This window comes from Shewanella morhuae (assembly GCF_003028295.1).
GTDB lineage: Bacteria > Pseudomonadota > Gammaproteobacteria > Enterobacterales > Shewanellaceae > Shewanella > Shewanella morhuae.
This window is the reverse complement of sequence record NZ_PYSG01000002.1, coordinates 1,736,131-1,760,587: the sequence shown is the minus strand read 5'-3', so window position 1 is coordinate 1,760,587 and position 24,457 is coordinate 1,736,131. Positions and strand designations below refer to the sequence as shown.

Sequence of the window (24,457 nt, the reverse complement as noted above, 5' to 3'; positions counted from 1 at the left end):
CTATTAGTGGATACCATCAAATGTAGCCAAAAAGTTTAATAAATGATGAAAATAACCATGCATAGTTAATGGTGTGATAATTTATAACAATATGTTTTGTGTGAGGAAGGGCTGATTTAAGGGGAATTGAGATATAAAAAAAGCGCCCTGAGGCGCTTTTAAATGCATAAAGTCTGGGATTTAACGTTTATCTAAATCAACAAAATTACGCGTTTTTTCGCCAGTATAAAGCTGACGAGGACGGCTGATTTTGTGCCCTGGTTGATCTAACATTTCTTTCCAGTGAGCAATCCAGCCAACAGTGCGTGCCAGTGCAAACAGCACAGTGAACATACTGGTTGGAATACCAATGGCTTTCATGATGATGCCAGAGTAGAAATCGACGTTTGGATATAGCTTCTTAGAAATAAAGTATTCGTCTTCAAGCGCAATGCGCTCAAGTTCCATGGCGACATCCAATAGAGGATCTTTTACTTTTAGCTCTTTCAGCACTTCATGACAGGTTTCACGCATAACTTTGGCTCGAGGGTCAAAGTTCTTGTAAACACGGTGTCCGAAGCCCATTAGACGGAATGGATCATTCTTATCTTTAGCACGTTCAATGAATTCAGGAATACGGTCAACTGAACCGATTTCTTCTAACATTTGTAAGCAAGCTTCGTTAGCGCCGCCGTGTGCAGGGCCCCAAAGTGACGCAATACCCGCTGCGATACACGCAAATGGGTTAGCGCCTGAAGAACCCGCTAAACGCACGGTTGAAGTCGATGCGTTTTGTTCATGATCAGCATGTAAAATGAAGATCCTGTCCATGGCACGTTCAACAATCGGATTAACAACGTATTCTTCGCACGGCACTGCAAACATCATGCTTAGGAAGTTGCCCGCATAGCTTAAGTCATTACGTGGGTAAACGAATGGCTGGCCTGAAGAATACTTGTAACACATTGCTGCAATAGTCGGCATTTTTGAGACCAAGCGATAAGCAGCGATTTCACGGTGACGTGGATCGTTAACATCTAAAGAGTCTTGATAAAATGCAGATAGCGCGCCCGTTACACCACATAACATGGCCATAGGGTGAGCATCACGACGGAAGCCTCTAAAGAAGAAAGCTAGCTGCTCGTGCACCATTGTATGATTTTTTACTGTATGTACAAACTCAGTATATTGTGCTTTTGTCGGTAGTTCACCGTAAAGCAACAGATAACATAGGTCTAGGTAATCGGAGTCAACAGCAAGTTGATCGATTGGATAGCCACGATGTAGCAATATGCCCAGATCACCATCAATAAAGGTAATTGCAGATTCACAAGAAGCAGTCGCTAGAAAACCTGGGTCAAAGGTAAAGTAACCCTTGCTGCCAAGCTTACTAATATCGATTACGTCAAAACCAGCTGATCCTTGCTTTATTGGCAATTCTATCGAGTCGTTCCCTGGTAATTCTAATTTGGCTTTTAAATCAGCCATACCCCGTTCTCCTTACTTAGTTCTTACTCTGTGAGTGCGGTACTTCAAAAACGCCATTACTGTACAGCTATTCTAGATCACATTTCAATTTAAATAAGCGTTTAAATTTGTTAGACCATGGTATAAAACTCTTTACTTTCCTTGCTGCAACTGGCACTTACGAGGATATCTGCACAAAAAAAACATAATTTGCATTCTGTGATGTTTGTATTTGACATTTCCCGCGAGTATACTTGCCTCCGCCTAATAATGGCCGCAAACAACGATTATAAAACACGCTTTATTTAGAAATTAAATAATCTGTGCCCAGATAGTTAACTGTTTGTTTAAACTTTGCTTTTGTGTTTACTTTTGCCTTAAATTACCTATTGGTTTAAAGTTTGTACAAAAGCGGTTCACATAACAAAAAAATGCTCAATGGAGCTGAGTGAGCAGAACGTGAAAAAGCAAAGACCTGTCCATTTAGATCTGCAGACCATTCGCTTTCCTGCAACAGCGATTGTGTCAATTCTTCACCGTGTTTCCGGTGTCATCATGCTGTTCGCAGTTGGCATTCTTATTTGGTTGCTAAATTCATCTTTAGCATCCGCAGAAAGCTTTGCTGGCGTTCAGTCTCTATTTGATCACTTCATCATGAAGTTCATCATATGGGGTATTTTGACGGCATTAGCCTTCCATTTATTTGGTGGCCTGCGCCACTTAGTAATGGATACCGGACGTTGGGAAGAGTTGGCTTCGGGTACCGTATCAGCGAAAGCTGTGTTTGTGTTGACGGTAGCCTTTTCAATTGTAGCGGGGATATGGGTATGGTAACCAATGCAGCAAGTTTTGGACGCAGTGGAGTTCATGACTTTATTCTTATACGCGCTAGTGCAGTGATCCTCGCCTGTTATTCTATATTTTTAGTAGGCTTTATTGCATGTAGTTCCCCTCTCACTTACGACGTCTGGCATAGTCTATTTAGCACGCTACCAATGAAAGTGTTTACACTTCTTGCGTTGGTAGCATTGCTCGTACACGCTTGGATTGGTGTATGGCAAGTGCTGACAGATTACGTCAAGTGCACGTCGTTACGTGGTGTTTTACAGTTCATCTTTGTCGTTACCGTATTTTGTTATTTAGCGGCCGGCATTGTTATTGTGTGGGGTGTCTAAGTGAGTATTCCAGTACGCGAATTTGATGCTGTAGTGATCGGTGCCGGCGGCGCTGGTATGCGTGCAGCGCTGCAAATTTCTAAAGAAGGTAAAAGCTGTGCGCTTTTATCAAAAGTATTCCCAACACGTTCTCATACCGTATCTGCGCAGGGTGGTATTACCGTTGCATTAGGTAACGCCCATGAAGATCATTGGGAACAGCATATGTACGATACCGTGAAAGGTTCCGATTTTATCGGCGACCAAGAAGCGATTGAATTCATGTGTAAAACCGGTCCTGAAGCGGTTATTGAACTTGAGCAAATGGGTTTACCTTTTTCTCGTTTTGATAACGGCACTATTTACCAACGTCCTTTTGGTGGTCAATCTAGAAACTTTGGTGGCGAGCAAGCTGCACGTACTGCAGCCGCGGCTGACCGTACTGGTCATGCTTTGCTTCACTGTTTATACCAGCAAAACGTTAAGCATAAGACGCAAGTATTCTCAGAATGGTATGCATTAGATCTCGTTAAAAACGAGGATGGTGTCGTTGTGGGTTGTACTGCGATTGAAATTGAAACGGGTGATATCGTTTATTTCAAAGCTAAAGCAACAATTCTAGCGACAGGTGGAGCAGGGCGTATCTACGCTTCTACCACTAACGCACATATCAACACCGGTGACGGCGTAGGTATGGCGATGCGTGCTGGCGTACAAATGCAAGATATGGAAATGTGGCAGTTCCACCCAACGGGCATCGCCGGTGCGGGTGTACTTGTGACTGAAGGTTGTCGTGGTGAAGGCGGTTATCTGCTGAACAAAGACGGCGAGCGTTTTATGGAGCGTTATGCCCCTAACGCGAAAGATTTGGCATCACGCGACGTGGTTGCACGTTCAATGATGACTGAAATCCGCGAAGGTCGTGGTTTAGACGGTCCATTAGGTCCACATCTGTTACTTAAGCTTGATCACTTAGGCAAAGAAACACTTGAGGCACGTTTACCAGGCGTGTGTGAATTGTCTCGTACTTTTGCTCATATCGATCCGGCTGATGGTCCAATCCCTGTATTGCCAACTTGTCATTATATGATGGGCGGTTTGCCAACAAAGGTCAGTGGTCAAGTTATTCGCAAGAATGAAGATGGCACTGAACATGACATTATTGGTTTGTTTGCTGTAGGTGAGATTGCCTGTGTATCGGTACATGGCGCTAACCGCTTAGGTGGTAACTCATTGCTCGACTTAGTGGTCTTTGGCCGCGCAGCGGGTCAGCATTTAGGTAAAGCCTTAGATGAAACTGACGATCCAAAAGACGCAAGCGATGCCAATGTTCAAGCATCACTCGCGCGTTTAAATCGTTGGGAAAGCAACAAAGATGGCGAAGATCCTGCGCAAATCCGTAAGGATCTGCAACTGTGTATGCAGTTAAACTTCTCGGTATTCCGTCGTGGCGATGCTATGGCTGAAGGCTTAGCGCAGTTGAAAGTGATCCGTGAACGTCTTGCGAATGCTAAATTGTCTGATAACTCTCGTGAGTTCAATACTCAACGTATTGAATGCTTAGAGTTAGATAACTTAATGGCAACGGCAATCGCAACGGCCTATGCAGCTAACTTCCGTACTGAAAGCCGCGGTGCTCACTCACGTGAAGATTATTTAGAACGTGATGATGAGAACTGGTTATGCCACAGCTTATTTGATCCTGCGACTGAAACGATGGATCGTCGTGCAGTCAACATGGCACCTAAGCTACGTGAAGCATTCCCGCCGAAGAAACGTACCTACTAGGAGTTGCAAAGATGAAATTGACATTTGCAGTTTATCGCTACAATCCTGATGTAGATACTAAACCGTATATGCAGGATTACAACTTAGAAGTGGCTGAAGGCTCAGACATGATGGTGCTTGATGCACTGATCAAGTTGAAAGAGCAAGATCCAACTTTGTCATTCCGTCGCTCGTGCCGTGAAGGTGTGTGTGGTAGTGATGGCGTCAACATGAATGGTAAAAATGGTTTGGCTTGTATTACGCCAATTTCAACCTTTAAAGGTAAGAAATTAGAAATACGTCCATTACCAGGGATGCCAGTTGTTCGTGACTTAGTTGTTGATTTAACTCAGTTCTATAAGCAGTATGAGAAGATTAAGCCTTACCTCATCAATGATGAGAAAGCACCAGCCCGTGAACACTTACAATCACCTGAAGAGCGTGCTCATTTAGATGGTCTGTACGAATGTATCATGTGTGCCTGTTGTTCTACGGCTTGCCCATCATTCTGGTGGAATCCTGATAAGTTTATCGGTCCAAGCGGTCTGCTTCATGCTTACCGTTTCTTGATCGACAGTCGCGACACAGCAACAGAAGAACGTTTATCTGAGCTGGACGACGCCTATAGCGTGTTCCGTTGCCACGGCATCATGAACTGCGTTGACGTGTGTCCAAAAGGTCTTAATCCGACTAAAGCAATTGGTCATATTAAGTCCATGCTGTTGAAGCGAGCAGTGTAATGCGAGAACCCGAGCTGAAACCAATAATAATATAGCTCTCAAAGAGTCACTTTCTGGAAGCAGAAGGTGGCTCTTTTGCGTATGTAATGGATGACAACGCGCCGTATATCTGGATATCTAGGGGCGGCAGAATTATGCGTCGAAGGTAATCTCTACTGACTGCATATTTAATACTATGGCTAAGCACGTGTATAAAGTTTGAAAGGAATAGAAATGCACCAAGGCATCATGAAAGCCTGGCTCGAATCATCTCACTTAAGTGGCGCTAATTCGACCTACGTAGAAGAGATGTATGAAGCCTATCAAGAAGACCCACAATCAGTTGCTGATGACTGGCGTGCGGTATTTGATAATCTCCCTCCTGTGAACGGTGCTGCTGTTGATGCGCCTGAAGCTGCTCACTCAAAAGTACGTGATTATTTTCGCAGTTTAGCGTTAGAAGGACGCCATAAGAGCTCTGCTCGCGTGACCGATCCTGATATGGATGCTAAGCAAGTAAAAGTCCTGCAATTAATTAACGCCCATCGTTTTCGTGGTCACCAAGGTGCGAACCTTGATCCGCTTGAACTGTGGAAACGCGAGCCCGTTGCTGATTTAGATCCCGCCTTCCATGGCTTGACTAAAGAAGATATGGCTAGCGAGTTTAATACCGGTTCTTTTGCTCATGGTGGTGAAACCATGAAACTCGCGGATTTGGTAACAGCGCTCAAAGCCACTTATTGTGGTTCTATCGGTGCTGAATATATGCATATTACCGATACCGATGAGAAACGCTGGATCCAGCAACGCCTCGAGCCTTCCCTAGGTAAAGCCAATTACGATAAAAGTATTAAGACACGCATTCTTGAAGGCTTAAACGCTGCAGAGGGCATTGAAAAATACTTAGGCGCTAAATTCCCTGGTGCGAAACGTTTCTCGCTAGAGGGCGGCGATGCATTAGTACCTATGATGCGCGAAATTATTTATCGTGCAGGCGAAGCGGGCACCAAAGAAATCGTCATTGGTATGGCGCATCGTGGTCGTCTAAACGTATTAGTGAACGTGTTAGGTAAGCGTCCAGCAGAACTGTTTGACGAGTTCGCCGGTAAGCATGCCGATACTCATGGTTCTGGTGACGTTAAGTACCATCAAGGTTTCTCTTCAGATTTCGAAACGCCAGGTGGCAATGTGCACTTAGCACTGGCCTTTAACCCATCGCATCTTGAAATTGTTAACCCTGTGGTAATTGGTTCTGTTCGTGCCCGTCAAGACCGCCGCGGTTGTAAAGATGGCTTACAAGTTATGCCGATTACTATTCACGGTGACTCTGCGATAGCAGGTCAAGGGATAGTACAAGAGACATTTAACATGTCTCAAACCCGTGGCTTTAAAGTGGGCGGTAGCATTCGCATTGTAGTGAATAACCAAGTGGGTTTCACTACGTCTAACCATGCGGACGTGCGTTCGACTGAATACTGTACTGACATTGCTAAGATGGTTCAGGCACCGATTTTCCACGTAAATTCTGACGATCCTGAAGCGGTGGCCTTTGTGTCACAGTTAGCGGTTGATTATCGTAATGAATTTAAACGTGATGTGGTGATTGAATTAGTCTGTTATCGCCGTCATGGTCATAACGAAGCCGATGAGCCAAGTGCAACTCAGCCATTGATGTATGCCAAGATTAAAAAACATGCCACTCCACGTAAGATTTATGCTGACAAGCTTATCGCTGACAATGTGATTGCTGCCGATGAAGTGACAGGCTTAATCAACAATTACCGTGATGCATTAGATCAAGGTGACTGTGTGGTTAAAGAATGGCGTCCAATGACGAAACATTCTGTTGACTGGGCACCATTTATCGGTCGTGAATGGGATGAGACGTATCAAGCTGCTATGTCGGTTGAGCGTCTACAGAATCTGGCTGACAAAATGAGTTATGTGCCAGAAAACCACCCCGTACAGTCACGTGTAGCTAAGATTTATAGCGATCGGGTAGCAATGGCTAAAGGCGAGAAGCTCCTTGATTGGGGCTTTGCAGAAACCTTGGCTTATGCCTCGATTGTTGAAGACAACAAGCGCGTGCGCATTACTGGTCAAGATTCTGGCCGTGGTACTTTCTTCCATCGTCATGCGGTAGTGCACAATCAAAATGATGGCACGACTTACATGCCTCTGCGCAATGTTAATGAAACACAGGGCCCGATTGATATTACTGACTCAGTATTATCTGAAGCGTCTGTATTAGCATTTGAATATGGTTATGCCACGACTGAACCTGGCGGTTTAACCATTTGGGAAGCGCAGTTTGGTGACTTTGCTAACTGTGCCCAAGTGGTTATCGACCAATTTTTATCCTCGGGTGAGCAAAAGTGGGGCCGTTTATGTGGTCTGACTATGCTGTTACCCCATGGATATGAAGGTCAAGGCCCTGAGCATTCAAGCGCTCGTTTAGAGCGTTTCTTGCAGATGTGCGCTAACCACAATATGCAAGTGTGTGTGCCTTCTACGCCTGCACAGGTTTACCATATGTTGCGCCGCCAAGTGGTGCGTCCTATGCGTCGACCTTTGGTCGTTATGTCTCCTAAGTCTTTGCTACGTCACCCATTAGCGGTTTCTAGTTTAGAAGAGTTGGCAAACGGTAGTTTCCAAAACGTGATTGGTGAAATCGATACGTTGGAAGCCAGCAAAGTTGACCGCGTCGTATTCTGTAGTGGTAAGGTTTACTTTGAACTACTGGAAAAACGCCGTAAAGAAAATATCACTAACGTCGCGCTAATTCGTGTTGAACAGTTATATCCGTTCCCACATGATGAAATGATCGTTGCTCTGGCGGATTACCAACATGTGAAAGATTTTGTTTGGTGTCAGGAAGAGCCTCAGAACCAAGGTGCTTGGTACTCTAGTCAACACCATTTCTGGGCCGCGGTTCCTGTTGGTGCACAGTTAACTTATGCCGGTCGTGAAGCGTCAGCTGCGCCCGCATGTGGTTATCCTGAGCTGCACGCACATCAGCAAGAATCTTTAGTGAACAGTGCCCTAAAATTTACAACTGCACTGTAGTAATAGACATTTTATAAAAGGATAGTTTTTCATGAGTATCGAAATCAAGGTACCTGTACTACCAGAATCTGTTGCCGATGCCACAATTGCTACTTGGCATGTCAAAGTGGGTGAGCAAGTTTCTCGTGATCAAAACCTGGTTGATATTGAAACCGATAAAGTGGTTCTTGAAGTGGTCGCGCCAGAAGATGGCTACATTGGTGAGTTTTTATTTGAAGAAGGCGCCACTGTTCTGGGTGAACAAGTGATTGCTAAATTCATCGCTGGCGCCGTATCGGGTAAAGAAGTCACTAAAGCACAAGCTGAAGCGGCAACACCTGTTGTTGCAACAAGCGATGAAAGCAGTGATGCGTTAAGCCCATCAGTACGCCGTTTACTGGCTGAGCACAATGTTGATGCCAGTAAAGTAAAAGGCACTGGTGTGGGTGGTCGTATTACTAAAGAAGACGTTGAAGCTTTCGTTAAGACGGCTCCAAAGGCCGCTTCTACAGCAGCGCCAGCAGTGGCGCCGTTAGCGGCTGGTCGTAGCGAGAAACGTGTGCCTATGTCACGTTTACGCAAAACCATCGCTAACCGTTTGTTAGAAGCTAAAAACTCTACCGCTATGCTCACAACGTTTAACGAAGTGAACATGAAGCCTATTATGGATATCCGTAAGCAATACCAAGATATCTTTGAAAAGCGTCATGGTATTCGTTTAGGCTTTATGTCTTTCTACATCAAAGCGGTGACTGAAGCGCTAAAACGCTTCCCAGAAGTCAACGCGTCTATTGATGGCGATGATATCGTTTATCACAACTATTTTGACATCAGCATCGCTGTATCAACGCCACGTGGTCTGGTAACACCAGTATTACGTGACACAGATACTATGAACTTAGCTGAAATCGAAAAAGCAGTCCGTGACTTAGCGCTTAAAGGCCGTGACGGTAAGCTGACTGTGGCTGACATGACTGGCGGTAACTTCACTGTGACTAACGGTGGTGTTTTCGGTTCACTGATGTCTACACCAATTCTTAACCTGCCACAAAGCGCGATTTTAGGCATGCATGCCATTAAAGATCGCCCTATGGCAGTCAATGGTCAGGTTGAAATCCTGCCCATGATGTACCTAGCACTCTCATATGACCATCGTATTGTTGATGGCCGTGAGTCTGTTGGTTTCTTGGTAGCGATTAAAGACTTCCTTGAAGACCCAACACGTCTGCTGCTTGATCTGTAAGCCAACTCGATAAGAGATTGCGCTTAACGAAATAGCCAGACATACCCTCGTGACTGGCCCAATTGGGCCAGTTGGATTTGATTAGAAGTATACGGATAGATCATCATGAATTTGCATGAGTATCAGGCAAAATCCCTATTTGCCGAATATGGTTTACCAGTGTCAGAAGGTTTTGCATGTGATACAGCCCAAGAAGCTGTAGAAGCGGCAGGCCATATTGGCGGAAATTTATGGGTTGTTAAGTGTCAAGTACACGCAGGCGGCCGCGGTAAAGCAGGTGGCGTTAAAGTCACTGGCGATAAAGAAGAAATCAGAGCCTTTGCCGAACACTGGTTAGGCAAAAATCTGGTGACTTACCAAACTGACGAGAAAGGTCAGCCAGTTGCTAAAATTTTAGTAGAAAGCTGCACCGACATCGCTAACGAACTGTACTTAGGTGCGGTTGTTGACCGCGCGACTCGTCGCGTTGTGTTCATGGCATCGACTGAAGGTGGCGTGGAAATTGAGAAAGTGGCAGAAGAAACGCCAGAACTCATCCACACAGCAATTATCGATCCTTTGACTGGTCCACAAGGCTTCCAAGCCCGTGATCTTGGCTTCAAGTTAGGCTTAAACCCAACGCAAATGAAGCAGTTCACTAAGATTTTCATGGGTCTGGCGAACATGTTCGTTGAGCATGATTTTGCACTCTTAGAAATCAACCCACTGGTTATTACCACTGAAGGCAACTTACACTGCCTAGACGGTAAAATCGGTATTGATGGTAACGCTCTGTACCGTCAACCAAAAATCAAAGGCATGCACGATCCATCACAAGATGATGCCCGCGAAGCTCATGCGGCTAAGTTCGAACTGAACTATGTAGCATTAGACGGTAACGTTGGCTGTATGGTTAACGGTGCTGGTCTGGCTATGGGTACCATGGATATCGTTAACTTGCATGGTGGCAAGCCAGCGAACTTCCTAGACGTAGGCGGCGGCGCGACTAAAGAACGTGTAGCAGAAGCTTTCAAAATCATTCTGTCTGACAGCAATGTGAAAGCAGTTCTGGTTAACATCTTCGGCGGTATCGTCCGTTGTGACATGATTGCAGAAGGTATCATTGGCGCCGTTAAAGAAGTCGGCGTTAAAGTACCAGTTGTAGTCCGTTTAGAAGGTACTAACGCTGAACTTGGCCGTGAAGTACTGGCTAAATCAGGTCTTGATATCATTGCAGCGACCAGTCTGACTGATGCGGCTGAGCAAGTTGTTAAAGCTGCGGAGGGCAAATAATGTCTGTCTTAATCAATAAAGATACTAAGGTAATTTGCCAAGGTTTCACTGGCGGTCAAGGTACATTCCACTCACAACAAGCTATCGATTACGGTACGCAAATGGTGGGCGGTGTGTCTCCTGGTAAAGGCGGTCAAACGCATTTAGGTCTGCCAGTGTTTAACACTGTAAAAGACGCTGTAGCTGCTACTGGTGCGACTGCTTCTGTGATCTATGTACCGGCACCATTTTGTAAAGATGCCATTCTTGAAGCTATCGACGGTGGCATTGAGCTTATCGTATGTATCACTGAAGGCATCCCTACGCTGGATATGCTGCAAGTTAAAGTTAAACTTGAAGAAACTGGTGTTCGCATGATTGGCCCTAACTGCCCAGGTGTTATCACCCCAGGTGAATGTAAGATTGGCATCATGCCTGGTCACATTCACTTACGCGGCAAAGTGGGTATCGTTTCACGTTCAGGTACGCTGACCTATGAAGCGGTTAAGCAAACGACTGATGAAGGTTTCGGCCAATCTACTTGCGTAGGTATCGGTGGCGATCCAATCCCAGGCACTAACTTCATCGACGTATTGGAAATGTTCCAAAACGATCCACAGACTGAAGCGATTGTGATGATCGGTGAAATCGGTGGCAATGCTGAAGAAGAAGCGGCTGCTTACATCAAAGCACACGTAACTAAGCCTGTTGTGTCTTACATTGCTGGCGTTACTGCACCTGCTGGTAAGCGTATGGGCCACGCTGGCGCGATTATCGCTGGCGGTAAAGGCACTGCAGAAGACAAATTTGCTGCACTAGAAGCAGCGGGTGTGACAACTGTCCGCTCGCTTGCTGATATCGGCAAAGCGCTGCGTATTCGCACTGGTTGGTAAGTTAAACCGTTCGATACCAAAAGGCGCCTAAGGCGCCTTTTTTATTGGGCTTAATTTGATTTATGTGACTTAGCTTAAATGAAATAGGACTAAGCTAACATTTTGAAGACTAGATATTTTTCTTTATAAAGGTTAGATTGATGCCTCTCGGAGAGACAATTGCTTTTATCTGTGGCGAGGGTCATCTCCAGTTGAACCATTAACCGTAATCTATATGATTATGGCTTCAGTGCTGTCTCAGAAATAAATCTTTTGTTTAATTATGTCACACGTTTGCAGCCCTCGGCTGCGGGCGTATTTGTTTTATGGATGCTTACTGCATTAAAGCAGGTAAGCCACTAAGTTGATGTTAGCCATAATAATCGGCTTAAACATCACGCTTTTTATGAGGGAAAGACTGTGAACACACCTAAAATCATTATTTCTGAAATCGATTTAGAAAGGCTAGAACGATTATTAGAGTCACTCCCGGCAAATGCGTTTCCGGGTAAAGCAGCATTAGAAGCAGAATTAGACCGTGCAGACATAGTACCCGCAGCTCAAGTGCCTGCAAATGTTGTCACTATGAATTCGGAAGTAAAGTTTAGCGTTTCATCCAGTAATGAAACCTTTTGTTTGCGTTTAGTGTACCCAAAAGATGTTAATGGTGCAGGGACGATTTCAATCTTAGCTCCAGTAGGTGGCGCATTATTAGGGCTATCTCAGGGAGAAGAGATTGAATGGCCAGGTTCCGGCGGTTCTGTTATTAAAGTGCGTATTGAAGAAATATTGTATCAACCTGAGCGTAGTGGTGATTTTCACCGCTAAACTTGCATTGGCGTAGCGTCACTGACTTTACGCCATTTTTTGTGTGTTAATCATTCGCGGATTTTTAAATATTATTTTTAGAAGGTACAACAATGATTACCCAAACTGAACGATTAATTATTCGGCCATTTACCGAGCAAGATTGTGATGCGTTGTTCTTAATGAACAGTAATCCTGCAATGTTGAAATTTATTCCTACGCCAGCTTTTGTATCTCCTGAGCAGGCAGTTGAGTTATTTCACCAGGTTATTAAAGCTGATTACCAACTACATGGTTTTGGGCGCTGGGCGGTAGAACACAAAGCCGATAAGCGAGTGATCGGTTTTTGTGGTCCTAAATTTATTCCAGAATTTAACGAAGTTGAACTCGGTTATCGTTATTTTCCCGAATATTGGGGGCAGGGTATTGGCGTTGAGGCCGCATTAGCGGCGGTGGCTGAATTTAGCCGTTTGGGAATTGAGCAATTTATCGCGCTGATCCTAGAAGGAAATATTGGTTCAGAAAGGGTTGCTCAACGTGTGGGGATGCACTGGCGTGAACAAAATCAGTTTATGGGGCATAAGGTCAATATTTACGGCCGATTACTATCACCCTAGTTACGCGATATAAAGTGAATAAAAAACCAGCTTAGGCTGGTTTTTGTTTTAATCGGTATCCAAAGTAGTGGCCGATTATTCGTCGTTATGTTCACAAGTCTCATTGGTGCAGTGACCATAGAGATACAAACTATGATTTGATAGCTTGATATTGTGTCTCTTGGCTATGTCATCTTGGCGGCGCTCAATCACGTCGTCTGAAAACTCAATGACTTTGCCGCAACTTAAGCAAACTAAGTGATCATGGTGGTGTTGAGTTGAAAGTTCAAATACGGCTTTACCACTTTCAAAATGGTGGCGGCTGACAATACCGGCATCATCGAATTGATTTAACACGCGATAAACGGTAGCTAAACCAATTTCCTCGCCTAAATCCAACAACTTTTTGTACAAATCCTCTGCACTGATATGTTGGTTTTCAGGTCCTTGCATCAGTTCTAGGATCTTAACTCGTGGCAGGGTAATTTTCAAACCCGCTTTTTTTAGCGCTTGATTTCCGTCTGTCATTGCTAATCTCTTGATTGCAGAACCAATAGGTTCATCCGTGTATAGTATTTGCCATTATAGGGGCTTGGGTTAGAAACTTAAACCTTTGTTCTGGCTTTATGGCGCTATATGCAGATAAATTGTATCAATAGGCGTTGAATCACATATTTTACGGCAATTCAAGCATAGTTTTTGTATGGTTATACCAAGGAATAATATTCACGGCGCTTAGCATCAGTGAGAATCACCCTAATAAAAATTATAAGGAATTAGCATGTACCAGCAAATAGTCGTGTTAACTGGCGCGGGGATCTCTGCTGAGTCAGGATTACGCACCTTTCGTGATCAAGATGGTCTCTGGGAGGAACATCATATTGAAGACGTTGCCACGCCTGAGGGCTATGAGCGTGACGTTGAATTGGTTGAGCGATTTTATAATAGTCGTTGGCAGCAACTACACAGTGGAACGGTTGAGCCTAATGCAGCGCACTTAGCCTTGGCTAGGCTAGAGGCGGAGTTTACAGGACAATTACTTATTATTACGCAGAATGTTGACGACCTGCATGAGCGTGCAGGCTCGCGACGTTTATTGCACATGCATGGCGAACTTTCTAAAGGACGCTGCCCACGTTCGCGGCAAACGTTTATTTTACGTGATCCTTTTGGACCGAAAAATTGTTGTACCTGTTGTATTCCTGCCCAGCGCTTACGCCCCCATATAGTCTGGTTCGGTGAAATGCCCTTAGGCATGGATAGGATCCACGATGCGCTAGATCATTGTGATTTATTTATCGCTATTGGCACTTCGGGTACAGTATATCCAGCAGCAGGCTTTGTGGATGCGGCTAATCATCACGGCGCACAAACGGTTGAAGTGAATATGATCCCCCCCGATAGACACTGTCAGTTTCAATATCATCTTACAGGTAAAGCTGGAGAATTGGTGCCTCAGTTAGTTAATACAATTTTGGCCGGAAGGGTGATTAGTAGTGAGCCAAATTTATGAGTGAAAACATAGCCATCATTATGCGCGGCTTACCGGGTAGTGGTAAGTCACATTGGGTTGAGCGCTTTATATTATCTCTACCTTTAGATAACGCTATTAGTGTGCGGCAGCGCGGTATTTTTTCTACCGATAGTTTTTTCTATCACCAAGATAGATATCTGTTCGACGCGAAGAAGTTACCTGAGTATCACCAATGTAACTTAGCTGGCTTTATTCAAGCGCTGTCATCAAGTGAACCTATCGTGATTTGTGATAATACAAATCTATGTCGCTGGGAGTACATTGCCTATGAGGCTGCTGCTAAGGCCTTAGGTTATCAAGTGAGAATTGTGCTTGTAGGTGAACCTAGTAATCGGGCTCATCAACTTGAGTGCGCAGCGCGAAACCGACATGGCGTTCCCTTGGTACAAATTCAGCGAATGGCAGCAATGTTTGAAGATTTTTAACGGTAACGGCTATTATGCTCAAAATTGCGATGCTATTGGCATAACCGATGTGATACGCACCCTGTGATGTTTTATCCTAATTAAGCCTGTATATTTCGTCTCAATACTTTGCTTCATATGCATCTATCACTGTGATATTTGTCTTATCTCTTTGACGATGGAGCTTAAGCTTGATCCCAAAGACAGTTTATTCACTGAAGTCAGCGTATAATATGCGGGTTCATATAAATAATACTTCAATAACTACAAGCATTTGCATACACGATAGCGCGTAAGTTGCATTAGAATAAGAGGAAAGGGCGTGCTAACTAAAATATTATTAACAATCCTAGTGATTGCGGGAGCTTGGTTTTTGCTGCTAAAGCGTACCCGTCTTATACAACCCCAGGTGATTAACATCGCTGACAAGCCATTGGGCAGCTCTCTGTGGCGTCGATATCTACTCACAGGCATATTTGTGGTACTCGGACTTGGTTTATTGAGCTACAGTGTCTGGTATTGGCGCGATCAACATCGTGTTGTTACAGTAAAAATAGTGTCACCAAATGCGGCTAATAATGGTGAGTATCGTGTGCGAAAAGGTGATATTTCAGATTCTAAAATGGTGACACTTGATGGTATCCATATTCGCTTTTCAACCCAAGAACGGTTGGCCATTATTGAAACGGACTAGGGCACATTTATTTTACTAAATTATCCTCCCCGCCTTTTCATTACCAACTTATGCGGTAAACTAGCGACAATTTTTTAGCCTGCACTTAAGTAGAATCTTTAACTTAAGTTGTTTTCAGGAGGACAAATGATAACTGCTTATGTCTATGAAAATCGTCATCTTAGCGTGACTGAGCTTGGGGTACTGGACAGTATTCCCTCATCGACCATTTGGTTAGATCTGTATAAACCGGATGATGCTGAGCGTACATGGTTAAGTCATTTTTCTGTTGAGGAAGTACCAGACGAAGAAGATATTAATGAAATTGAGGCATCGGCACGTTTTTATCAAAACAGTGATGGGTTACATATCAATTCATTATTCCCCCAGCGTGTCGGTCAGGATGTGCGCGGCGTAAACATCTCTTTTAACCTCAGGGCTAATTTTTTACTCACCATTCGTGAGGATGATGTCGGTTTAATCCGATTATTGCGCAACTATTTGCGTCTAGGACGGCTAGAGGTATCGACGCCACAGGAGCTATTTCTCGAACTCTTTAATCTGAAAGTGGAACATCTGTCTGACTTAATCGAAGATGTCTACACAGTGCTGGAAAACGTCGGTGAGCAGGTATTTGATAATGATAAATTAGACGATGTATTTAAGCTCATTACTTTGCAAGAAGATTCTAATGGGAAAATTCGTTTAAGTTTGCTCGATACCCAGCGGTCATTGCGCTATATGCAGCGTTACTACCGTGGTCAGTTATCCGATGAACACTTGAAAGATTTACGGGAGATGTTGTCGGATATCGAATCCTTGATGCCCCACAGCCAGTTTATTTTCGACAAGTTAAACTTCTTACTTGATGCAGCTATGGGTTTTAGTGGTTTGCAACAGAATAAAATTATTAAAATATTCTCGGTTGCCGCGGTGGTATTTTTACCCCCGACATTAATCGCCAGTAGCTATGGAATGAACTTTGCGATTATGCCCGAGCTTGCATGGCAATACGGTTATCCTATGGCGATTGTGATGATGGTCGCCAGTGCAGCAGGCACGTACTTTTTCTTTAAGCGTAAACATTGGTTGTAAATCAATGCGTTAATCTTGCTGGCGGTGGTTGGCGAACATTAGAATAGCAATAAAAAGGCGAATAATTAATTCGCCCTTTTTATTCAATAATTGGCATGCCTAAATGGCAGAGTTACGCTAGAGATTTGGCTCCAGCCCAGAATATGACTGATTAAAAATAAATCAATTTATCCATTGTAATTAATGCATAGCGGCTTTCAATACTTAATATGTGCTAAATATCGAGTAATCTAAGATGAACATTATCTCATTAGTATTACTTTACAATTAGTTAACGAACATGCCAGCATAAGCCTATTATTAATCAATTCTTTGAGTATGTATGGACTTCATTGAAATATACCCCAATGCGTTGCCTGATGATTTGTGCGACCGCCTCATCGCGGCATTCGATCAACATAACGGCGTTGTAGATGGGCAAACGGGCAACGGTGTTGATCCGGAAAAGAAAATCAGTCGTGATTTAACTTTAGACAATTTTACTGATTTACAGCCTTTGAAAAATGAGCTTTTAGGTCACACCTTAGTGGGGGCTGTGGATTATTTTTCTCAGTATTCGATGGCGTTAATGGGCGCGGTTGCTGTGTCAGTAAATGATGAACAAGGACAGCCAACGACATTAACTCCGGCTAATTTTACTACGCTTGGCGTGCCTAGAGTCGATGGACTGGTAAGATATTTATATCGTAGTGGTAGTATTAATATTCAGAAGTATCAGCAAAATAAGGGCGGCTATCCCCATTGGCATTCTGAGCAGTTTCCACAGAATGGCCATAACGAAGCTTTGCACCGTGTTGTATTGTATATGTTTTATTTAAATGATGTTGAAGAGGGTGGTGAAACTGAATTCTACTATCAACAGCGTAAAATATCTCCTAAAAAAGGCACTATGGTCATCGCCCCCGCAGGATTTACTCACTCACATCGAGGCAATAGACCCATCAGTGGTGATAAATACATTGTCACCTCTTGGCTTATGTTTAACCGCGCTGAAAAGTTATATGCCATTATTGCTTGAACCTATTCTAGTTGAATTAGGCAGGAATACAGATCCTAAAGAGTGCCCCTTCTAAACGGCTTTCTTCTATTCTTAAGCTACCACCGTAGCTGTGGACGATTTCATCACATACGGCTAGACCAATACCTTGTCCCGGAGATTGAGTGTCTGCACGGACACCGCGCTGAATAATTTTTTGTTTCAGTTTTTCTTCAACACCTGGCCCGTCATCTTCGACAATCAACTCAAATTCTCCCTGTGGATTAATGTGCGCACTTACGTGAACTTGGCTAATACATAGCCGAAATGCATTTTCCATGAGGTTGCCACATAATTCCATTAAATCGCCTTTGTTACCCGGAAACATTAAATTAGGGCTGATATTGGCACTAAACTGAACTTGTTTATCGCGGTAAATCTTAAATAACATTTGTGCCAGTTGATCGACTAATGGCGCAATAGCTGTTTGTTCTTGTTTTAGACCTTGGCGACCAAGCATGGCTCGTTTAAGTTGATATTTTACCAACTGATCCATTTGGCTCACCTGTTCCATGATCTTTTCACTCGCAGATTGCTTATTTAAACTGGCGTCGTCAGTAATGGCATGCACCGCGGCTAAGCGAGTTTTTAAGCTGTGTGCTAGGTCATTCATCGCATTTTGATAGCGTTCTTGCTGGGCACTGGATTGTTGTAACATTTGGTTTAGTGCTTGGGTGACGCCTTCTAGTTCGACAGGATAACCTTCTGACAGTGATTTGCTTTTACCTTGGTTAATCGATTGCAATTCATTTTTCATTCGCACTAGCGGCCGCATTCCCCAATAGGCTGCACTAATTAATAGAATGAGAGCTAAGGCTAAAACCATGGCCAAGCGGATATAGGTACGTTTACTAAATTTACTGTATTCTTGCTCGAGTTTAGCCGCATCTTTCATTACGAGCAGATTGTAATGCTCGCCTGCAATATCTACCGCGAGCAGATAAACAAAGTAACCTCTGTCGTCAGCCATAGTGAGATAGTAGGGCGGGGAATCATTACGAATTTCGTTAAAACGCTCGCAGGTATCAAATAGGCCGCGATCGACAGCTAATGACGAGGTCCAGACCTGTTTAAACTTTTCATCACAGCTGGCAATCACATAGCGCTCTTGTTTATTATTTTCTTCTAGCCAAGCACTGGTATCAGGGATCAAATCATGCTCGCGTAATTCTGCAGCCACTTGGGGGATTTCGGCAATCAGTTGCGCGGTTTCTTCGTTATAACTATTTTGCGCGTGCAAAATGTTTACCATCCAAGCTAGACCAAAACCCACTAAGGCAATAATCGAGAGGGAGGTGATAAACATGCGCGTCAGTAGGCGTTTTTTAAATTTCACTCTTAATGGCATGGCAGATTAAATTTATATCCTTGGCCACGAATGGTTAATATCGGGTTATCAATACTATCGTGGGTGAGTTTTTTACGTAGGCGGCTGACCATCACTTCAATTGTGTTGGGATCACCTTCCTTGTCACCATAAATAACATCGAGCAAGCGCTGCTTCGCTACCACTTCATGGCAATGCCGCATTAAGTATTCAAGGATTAAATATTCAAAGGCGGTGATTTCCATTATTTCATCACCAAGCGTGACTTGCTTAGCCGCGAGGTCGAGTTTTAATTCGCCACTACAAATAACCGGTTTGACAAACCCTGCACTACGGCGCACGAGAGCATCAAGCCTTGCAACCAGCTCTTCTTTTTGAAACGGTTTTACTAAGTAGTCATCGGCACCCGCATTAAGACCTTCAACTTTGTCTTGCCAGTTCACTCGCGCTGTAAGGATTAATATTGGCGCTTTAAGTTCGGCTGCACGTAATTGTTGAATTAAGCTAATACCATCTTGATCTGGGAGGCCTAAATCGACGATAGCAACATCAATGGGATAATTTGTAGCCTGATAAAATCCTTCTTTGGCGGTTAACGCCACTTGAACCTGATTACCAAGATCGCTTAACTGTACTTTTAAATGATGGGATAAAATTAGATCATCCTCAACGACTAAAATTCTCATATATGCATGCCTTAAAGTGGATGAGTTAAATCTTTGCAAATAAGTTTACGCAAAATCACATTAATAACCAAATTAGAATGCCAGCATATGCCAGCAGAACTTAACCTCTGCTGACCGAGCTGAAGCAATGATTAAAATAAAGACTCTTTTGATAACGCAGGCTGCATACAAAGGTTAACGTAGCGAAGATGGACCCCAGGAGAACTTTTGTTTTCTAATGCGCAAAATACCATTGACACACATAATCGCTCCAAAGGTAAATAGCATCACCGCCATCATAATAAAAGATAATCTTAGCCAAGGCGTTTCTTGTACTAGCCGAATTTGAACGGCTTCGATGGCTGTAACGCCCCAAACGGCAAACACACTAATAAACAGAACAATTTGTAATAATCTGAGTAAATATAATGATCTGAATAGTAAGGCTAGAGGCGCTAGCGCAAAAGGAATAGCAAAATTAATTTGTTCATAACGTAGAAAATGTGCGCTCAATAACCAGCACGCTAGCAAGATCCAAATAACTCTCCACCACATATTTTTACTCCATTATGCGTATAAAACTAAAAAAAGATAATGTATAGAAAAATAACCTACCGTTCTATTGGTATGTTCACGTTTTATTAATTTGAAGATGTCGGTTTAATTGGTCATGAAATAAAACGCCCAACATGGTGTGGGCGTAATGTGTATATCAAAATTAAGGTATTTAAGCGAGGTTATGAACCGTCGAAATTAGCCGAAATTTTACCAGCTTGAGTATTATTAAATACTGCTTCGTTAAATTCGCCCTCAGATTTAGCAATGATCACCGTAGCCACACAATCACCGGTTACGTTAACTGCCGTACGCACCATGTCTAACAGGCGATCTACACCAATAATCAAAGCAATACCTTCGACAGGTAAACCGACTTGGTTAAGCACCATTGCCAGCATAATAAGTCCTACACCTGGTACGCCTGCGGTGCCAATAGAGGCCAACGTTGCGGTAACTACTACAGCAGCATAATCAGTGAGTGAGAGCTCAATACCAAAAACCTGTGCAATAAATACAGTGGCCACACCTTGCATGATTGCTGTGCCATCCATGTTAATGGTTGCACCTAAGGGCAGCGTAAAAGCGGCAATCTTATTATCGACACCTAGTCTATGTTCAGAGGCTTCTATGGTAATCGGTAAAGTGGCATTTGAACTTGCCGTTGAAAAGGCAAACAACTGCACATCACGCATTTTCCGAATAAATATTAAGGGATTGAGGCCAGAGAAGAGTTTTAAAAGTGTAGGGTAAACAATAAAGGCATGAACCAGTAATACACCGAGAACCACGAAAAAATACTTAACGACACTCTCAAATGTTCCTAAACCGAGCGTTAACGCAAGTTTTGCCATCAGCGCAAACACACCATAAGGTGCAAGCTGCATGATTAATGTTACGACACGCATGATGACTTCATTTAAATCTTCAAATAAAGCAGCTACGCGTTTACCACGCTCACCAATATGGGCAATCGCAAAGCCAAAAATAACTGCAAAAATAATAATTTGCAGCATATTCCCTTCGCTCAATGCCTGCATCGGATTGGTGGGCACTATATTGATAAGAACGCTTGAAAGACTTGGCGCTTCTTTGGCTATGTACTCCATTTTCTCTGTAGCCAGTGAGGCATTCCCTGGATGTATGAGGACGGCACTAACAATCGCAACTACGAGAGCAATTGCGGTGGTGAATAAATAGAAGGCGAGAGTTTTGCCTCCTAAACGTCCCAATTTTGAAGGCTCACTCAGTGAGCAAGTTCCGCAAACTAAGGAAATAAAAACTAAGGGAACCACGAGCATTTTTAAACTAGAGATGAAAATAGTGCCAATAACGTGTAAGAAACCTTCAGTAATATAGTCATTAACAATATCACTTTCTGGGAAGGTAATGCGCAGTACGAGGCCCAAAGCAATGCCTGCTCCCATGCCAATTAGAATTTTACTTGTAAGGCCTAGTTTATTTTTTTTCAAAATTGCCATAGAGAGTCCTGTGGGTGCTTATAAGTTTTATTTTTTCGCGTGCCCAAGACTAGCAAGAAAAACTAGAATATGAAATGTCATTTCACGTTAAAATATTGCGTGTAAAACCGATGGTAAATGATATTAAAATAGCTATGTTATGTGAAAAAAGTGTAATATTGAGCTATAAGTCATAAGCGTTTTGCTTAGGTATTATCATCAGAGTAACAGGGAGCCTGACAATGAAGTCAGCGTATAAAGTTTTTCTCGCAGGAATGTGTTCACTTTTCTTATTTGCATGTGGTGGTGGAGGCAGTATCTCGGATGATGGCACAGGTAATGGCACTGAGCCTAAACCAAGTGTTGTGACAGTTACTCTTAGTATTTCTAATACGGATATATCTGCAGCAGTGCCTGCGACTGTGAGCGCAAAGGTTGTAGATTCTAAGTTAGGTGCTCTTGCAAATAAGTTGGTGATTTTTAGCTTAGATGATAGTGCGTTAGGTGTTTTTCAAACGCTAGATAGCAGCGCATCTAATGGTGCAATTGTCACGGATGCTAATGGTATTGCCTCTCTTCAATTGCTCACGGCCAAGAAAGCGGGTGGTGGTGTTATCACTGCAAAAGTGGCTTCTGGTGAGTATGGTGACATTCCTTTTATCATGAAAGGTGATGGTGGCGATGCCGGCGGTGGTCCACAAATTACCTTAACATTAACCGATGCTGCTGAGAATCCAATTGATAGCATTGCGTCAACAACTCCTGGAATATTAACTGCAACAGTAACTGGGATAACTAAGACCTCAATCGTTACATTTGATGCTACAACGGGCGATTTACCAGTTAAGACTGCTATTACTGATGCGAATGGCAAAGCCAGCGTCAATTTATACGCAGGCAGTACATTTAATGCTGGAACTGCAAAAGCATCACTAAGCACTGGTGAGTTTGATGATCTAGCTTTTGCAGTTGGTGCTACGAATGTTTTGATTGGAAGCGGATCACCTTTTATATCAGGTAAAGCCGATGTTAGTGCATTAACGCTTTCAGCTGGTGGTACTGCGACAATTTCAATTCTGTTGCAAGATGATAAAGGTAATCCTTTCACTGAACCTGTAGATGTTCGTTTTGCTTCAACTTGCTCGAATAAAGCCACACCAGAAGCGATAATTAGCAGCCCTATTACAGCCATTGGCGGACAAGCAACGAGTACTTATCTGGCCAAAGGATGTGCTGGTGTTGACAATATTACGGTGACAGCGGATGTGGGCGGTAAAAACCTTTCTGCTACCGGTTCTATTAACGTTTTATCGGCAAGTGTTGGTAGTATCGTTTTCGTTGATGCAACACCTGAAAATATTGGTATTAAAGGTACGGGAACAGCTGAATCTTCCACTTTGCGTTTTAGAGTGCTAGATACTAATGGTAATGCTGTAGCGAATAAGACTGTAGACTTTAAGCTTAACAATGATTCTGCTGGATTGGGGCTAACACCATCGACGGCGACTTCTAATAGCCAAGGCTACGTGCAAACAGTAGTTAACTCTGGCACTGTGGCTACTACAGTGCGAGTGACGGCAACAATCCTAGGGATTAATGGGACAAATATTTCAAGCCAATCAAATGTATTAGTTGTTTCTACGGGTAAGCCAGATCAAGACAGTTTTTCATTATCTGCATCAGCTCTTAACGTTGAAGGTTGGAATTATGATGGTGCAAAAGTCACTATTACAGCTCGTTTAGCTGATGCATTTAATAACCCCGTTCCAGATGGAACAGCGGTTGTATTTACTACAGAAGGTGGTTCAATAGAAAGTTCTTGTCAAACTAAAGATGGCGTCTGCTCTGTGACATGGACAAGTCAAAATCCTCGCCCTGAGAGTGTAGATAATAACGGGCCATTATTTAATATAAGTGGCATTCAAACCCAAGACCCCAATGCGGCATTAAAACTTGAAACCAACCTTGTAGGCGCTTCATATAATGGTAATCATTTCGGACAACCCTATGGTGGCCGCGTGACTATTACTGCAACCGCAATTGGGGAAGAATCTTTCCCTGATCTTAATAGCAACAATATTCTTGATACAAAAAAAGAGTTTGATTTATTTGTGGGTACACCCATAAATTGTGGTCGTGATAATAGTGGTGATTGTTATGATCTCACTGAAGCATTTGTTGATCATAACGAAGACGGTATCTATACGCCTGCTTATCCAAAGAGTGGCCCTCCTGATAATTCTGGTGATCGTGAGACATTTATCGACTTTATTGATCCCGTGAACCCAACAGGACAAGGCGTTTTTAATTTGGCCGATGGTGAGTACAGCGGTATTTTGTGTGATTCATCCGCTGCTGATGTGAAATGTAGTCAACAAGTATCAATCTCAGTTCGACGCTCATTAGTATTAGTCATGTCGGGAAGTGAAGCGATTGCGACGCAACCGGCTAACGTTATCATCACCGATAATTTATCTGGCAATAATCAAATTGATATTGCTCTTAAAGGCACTGCATCAGTTATATTCACCATTTCCGATATTAATAACCAACAAATGCCAGCTGGAACAACTGTGAGTTTCAATCCAACGGGGGCGACACTCACTAGTTCAGAAAAGTATACTTGGCCTAGTACGAATTATAATGGTGGTCGACAATTTGTGGTTAGTTTAAAGGGCGGTGAACAAGCTGACTCAGGTAACTTAATCGTAACTGTGACAACTCCGGGTGAATTTGGTATTCCTAAAACGACAACAGAGGTCTTAAATATTCCAATTGTTGTAAAATAAGCTTTAGTTAAATTTTAAA

Annotated in this window: 22 protein-coding genes; 16 read left to right on the top strand and 6 right to left on the bottom strand. The window is 43.2% G+C overall.

The features are described from left to right. Positions 1-180: 180 nt before the first annotated feature. Positions 181-1,467: a citrate synthase gene (locus tag C9I43_RS08215; protein WP_076499618.1), complete on the bottom strand. Its 1,287-nt coding sequence runs from the start codon at positions 1,465-1,467 to the stop codon at positions 181-183. Positions 1,468-1,884: 417 nt separating this feature from the next. Here C9I43_RS08215 and sdhC point away from each other — a divergent pair, with 417 nt between their 5' ends. From sdhC to C9I43_RS08165, 10 genes are all read left to right on the top strand, one after another. Next, positions 1,885-2,280, top strand: a complete 396-nt coding sequence (gene sdhC / locus C9I43_RS08210; RefSeq protein ID WP_076499620.1) for a succinate dehydrogenase, cytochrome b556 subunit — start codon at positions 1,885-1,887, stop codon at positions 2,278-2,280. Next, the gene (sdhD, locus tag C9I43_RS08205) at positions 2,274-2,621 is read left to right on the top strand and encodes a succinate dehydrogenase, hydrophobic membrane anchor protein (protein ID WP_076499621.1); all 348 of its coding nucleotides are present in this window, start codon (positions 2,274-2,276) and stop codon (positions 2,619-2,621) included. The genes sdhC and sdhD overlap by 7 nt, the downstream gene beginning before the upstream one ends. Next, positions 2,622-4,388, top strand: a complete 1,767-nt coding sequence (gene sdhA / locus C9I43_RS08200) for a succinate dehydrogenase flavoprotein subunit (RefSeq protein WP_107883129.1) — start codon at positions 2,622-2,624, stop codon at positions 4,386-4,388. A gap of 11 nt (positions 4,389-4,399) precedes the next feature. Next, positions 4,400-5,107: a succinate dehydrogenase iron-sulfur subunit gene (locus tag C9I43_RS08195; RefSeq protein WP_076499625.1), complete on the top strand. Its 708-nt coding sequence runs from the start codon at positions 4,400-4,402 to the stop codon at positions 5,105-5,107. Between the two features lie 213 nt (positions 5,108-5,320). Beyond that, positions 5,321-8,152 (top strand): 2-oxoglutarate dehydrogenase E1 component, encoded by a 2,832-nt coding sequence (gene sucA, locus C9I43_RS08190; protein ID WP_107883128.1) that lies wholly within the window; start codon positions 5,321-5,323, stop codon positions 8,150-8,152. A 31-nt stretch (positions 8,153-8,183) separates the two neighbouring features. After that, entirely contained in the window at positions 8,184-9,374 is a 1,191-nt protein-coding gene (gene odhB, locus C9I43_RS08185; RefSeq protein WP_076499629.1) for a 2-oxoglutarate dehydrogenase complex dihydrolipoyllysine-residue succinyltransferase, read from the top strand. A 105-nt stretch (positions 9,375-9,479) separates the two neighbouring features. Next, the gene (gene sucC, locus C9I43_RS08180; RefSeq protein WP_076499631.1) at positions 9,480-10,646 is read left to right on the top strand and encodes an ADP-forming succinate--CoA ligase subunit beta; all 1,167 of its coding nucleotides are present in this window, start codon (positions 9,480-9,482) and stop codon (positions 10,644-10,646) included. Beyond that, complete coding sequence (gene sucD / locus C9I43_RS08175) at positions 10,646-11,518, top strand: succinate--CoA ligase subunit alpha (RefSeq protein ID WP_076499633.1); 873 nt, start codon at positions 10,646-10,648, stop codon at positions 11,516-11,518. The genes sucC and sucD overlap by 1 nt, the downstream gene beginning before the upstream one ends. Positions 11,519-11,917: 399 nt before the next feature. Beyond that, complete coding sequence (rnk, locus tag C9I43_RS08170) at positions 11,918-12,325, top strand: nucleoside diphosphate kinase regulator (protein ID WP_076499635.1); 408 nt, start codon at positions 11,918-11,920, stop codon at positions 12,323-12,325. A gap of 92 nt (positions 12,326-12,417) precedes the next feature. Next, positions 12,418-12,921 carry a GNAT family N-acetyltransferase gene (locus C9I43_RS08165; protein ID WP_107883127.1) on the top strand — a complete coding sequence of 168 codons (504 nt, stop codon included), beginning with the start codon at positions 12,418-12,420 and terminating at the stop codon, positions 12,919-12,921. A 75-nt stretch (positions 12,922-12,996) separates the two neighbouring features. Here the strand turns inward: C9I43_RS08165 and fur are convergent, their stop codons facing one another. Further along, positions 12,997-13,428 carry a ferric iron uptake transcriptional regulator gene (fur, locus tag C9I43_RS08160; protein WP_076499638.1) on the bottom strand — a complete coding sequence of 144 codons (432 nt, stop codon included), beginning with the start codon at positions 13,426-13,428 and terminating at the stop codon, positions 12,997-12,999. A 253-nt stretch (positions 13,429-13,681) separates the two neighbouring features. Between fur and cobB the strand changes: the two genes are divergently transcribed. The 5 genes from cobB (at position 13,682) to C9I43_RS08135 (ending at position 17,624) form a co-directional block, all read left to right on the top strand. After that, positions 13,682-14,413 (top strand): Sir2 family NAD+-dependent deacetylase, encoded by a 732-nt coding sequence (gene cobB / locus C9I43_RS08155; protein ID WP_076499639.1) that lies wholly within the window; start codon positions 13,682-13,684, stop codon positions 14,411-14,413. Further along, positions 14,410-14,859, top strand: coding sequence for an ATP-binding protein (locus tag C9I43_RS08150; protein ID WP_076499640.1), 450 nt, complete (start codon positions 14,410-14,412; stop codon positions 14,857-14,859). The genes cobB and C9I43_RS08150 overlap by 4 nt, the downstream gene beginning before the upstream one ends. 301 nt (positions 14,860-15,160) lie before the next feature. Then, a complete protein-coding gene (locus C9I43_RS08145; RefSeq protein ID WP_076499641.1) occupies positions 15,161-15,532 on the top strand; it encodes a hypothetical protein in 372 nt (123 codons plus the stop codon). Between the two features lie 126 nt (positions 15,533-15,658). Then, positions 15,659-16,606 (top strand): magnesium/cobalt transporter CorA, encoded by a 948-nt coding sequence (corA, locus tag C9I43_RS08140; RefSeq protein ID WP_076499642.1) that lies wholly within the window; start codon positions 15,659-15,661, stop codon positions 16,604-16,606. 322 nt (positions 16,607-16,928) lie between these two features. Then, positions 16,929-17,624 (top strand): 2OG-Fe(II) oxygenase family protein, encoded by a 696-nt coding sequence (locus C9I43_RS08135; protein WP_107883126.1) that lies wholly within the window; start codon positions 16,929-16,931, stop codon positions 17,622-17,624. Between the two features lie 16 nt (positions 17,625-17,640). Here C9I43_RS08135 and C9I43_RS08130 read toward each other — a convergent pair whose 3' ends face one another. From C9I43_RS08130 to C9I43_RS08115, 4 genes are all read right to left on the bottom strand, one after another. Then, a complete protein-coding gene (locus C9I43_RS08130; RefSeq protein WP_107883125.1) occupies positions 17,641-18,990 on the bottom strand; it encodes an ATP-binding protein in 1,350 nt (449 codons plus the stop codon). Further along, entirely contained in the window at positions 18,981-19,655 is a 675-nt protein-coding gene (locus C9I43_RS08125) for a response regulator (protein ID WP_107883124.1), read from the bottom strand. Before C9I43_RS08125 ends, C9I43_RS08130 begins: the two co-directional genes overlap by 10 nt. A gap of 174 nt (positions 19,656-19,829) precedes the next feature. Beyond that, positions 19,830-20,189, bottom strand: coding sequence for a hypothetical protein (locus C9I43_RS08120; protein ID WP_076499646.1), 360 nt, complete (start codon positions 20,187-20,189; stop codon positions 19,830-19,832). 182 nt (positions 20,190-20,371) lie between these two features. Beyond that, positions 20,372-21,670 (bottom strand): dicarboxylate/amino acid:cation symporter, encoded by a 1,299-nt coding sequence (locus tag C9I43_RS08115; protein WP_107883123.1) that lies wholly within the window; start codon positions 21,668-21,670, stop codon positions 20,372-20,374. A gap of 221 nt (positions 21,671-21,891) precedes the next feature. Here C9I43_RS08115 and C9I43_RS08110 point away from each other — a divergent pair, with 221 nt between their 5' ends. Then, complete coding sequence (locus C9I43_RS08110) at positions 21,892-24,438, top strand: Ig-like domain-containing protein (RefSeq protein WP_107883122.1); 2,547 nt, start codon at positions 21,892-21,894, stop codon at positions 24,436-24,438. Positions 24,439-24,457: the final 19 nt, after the last annotated feature.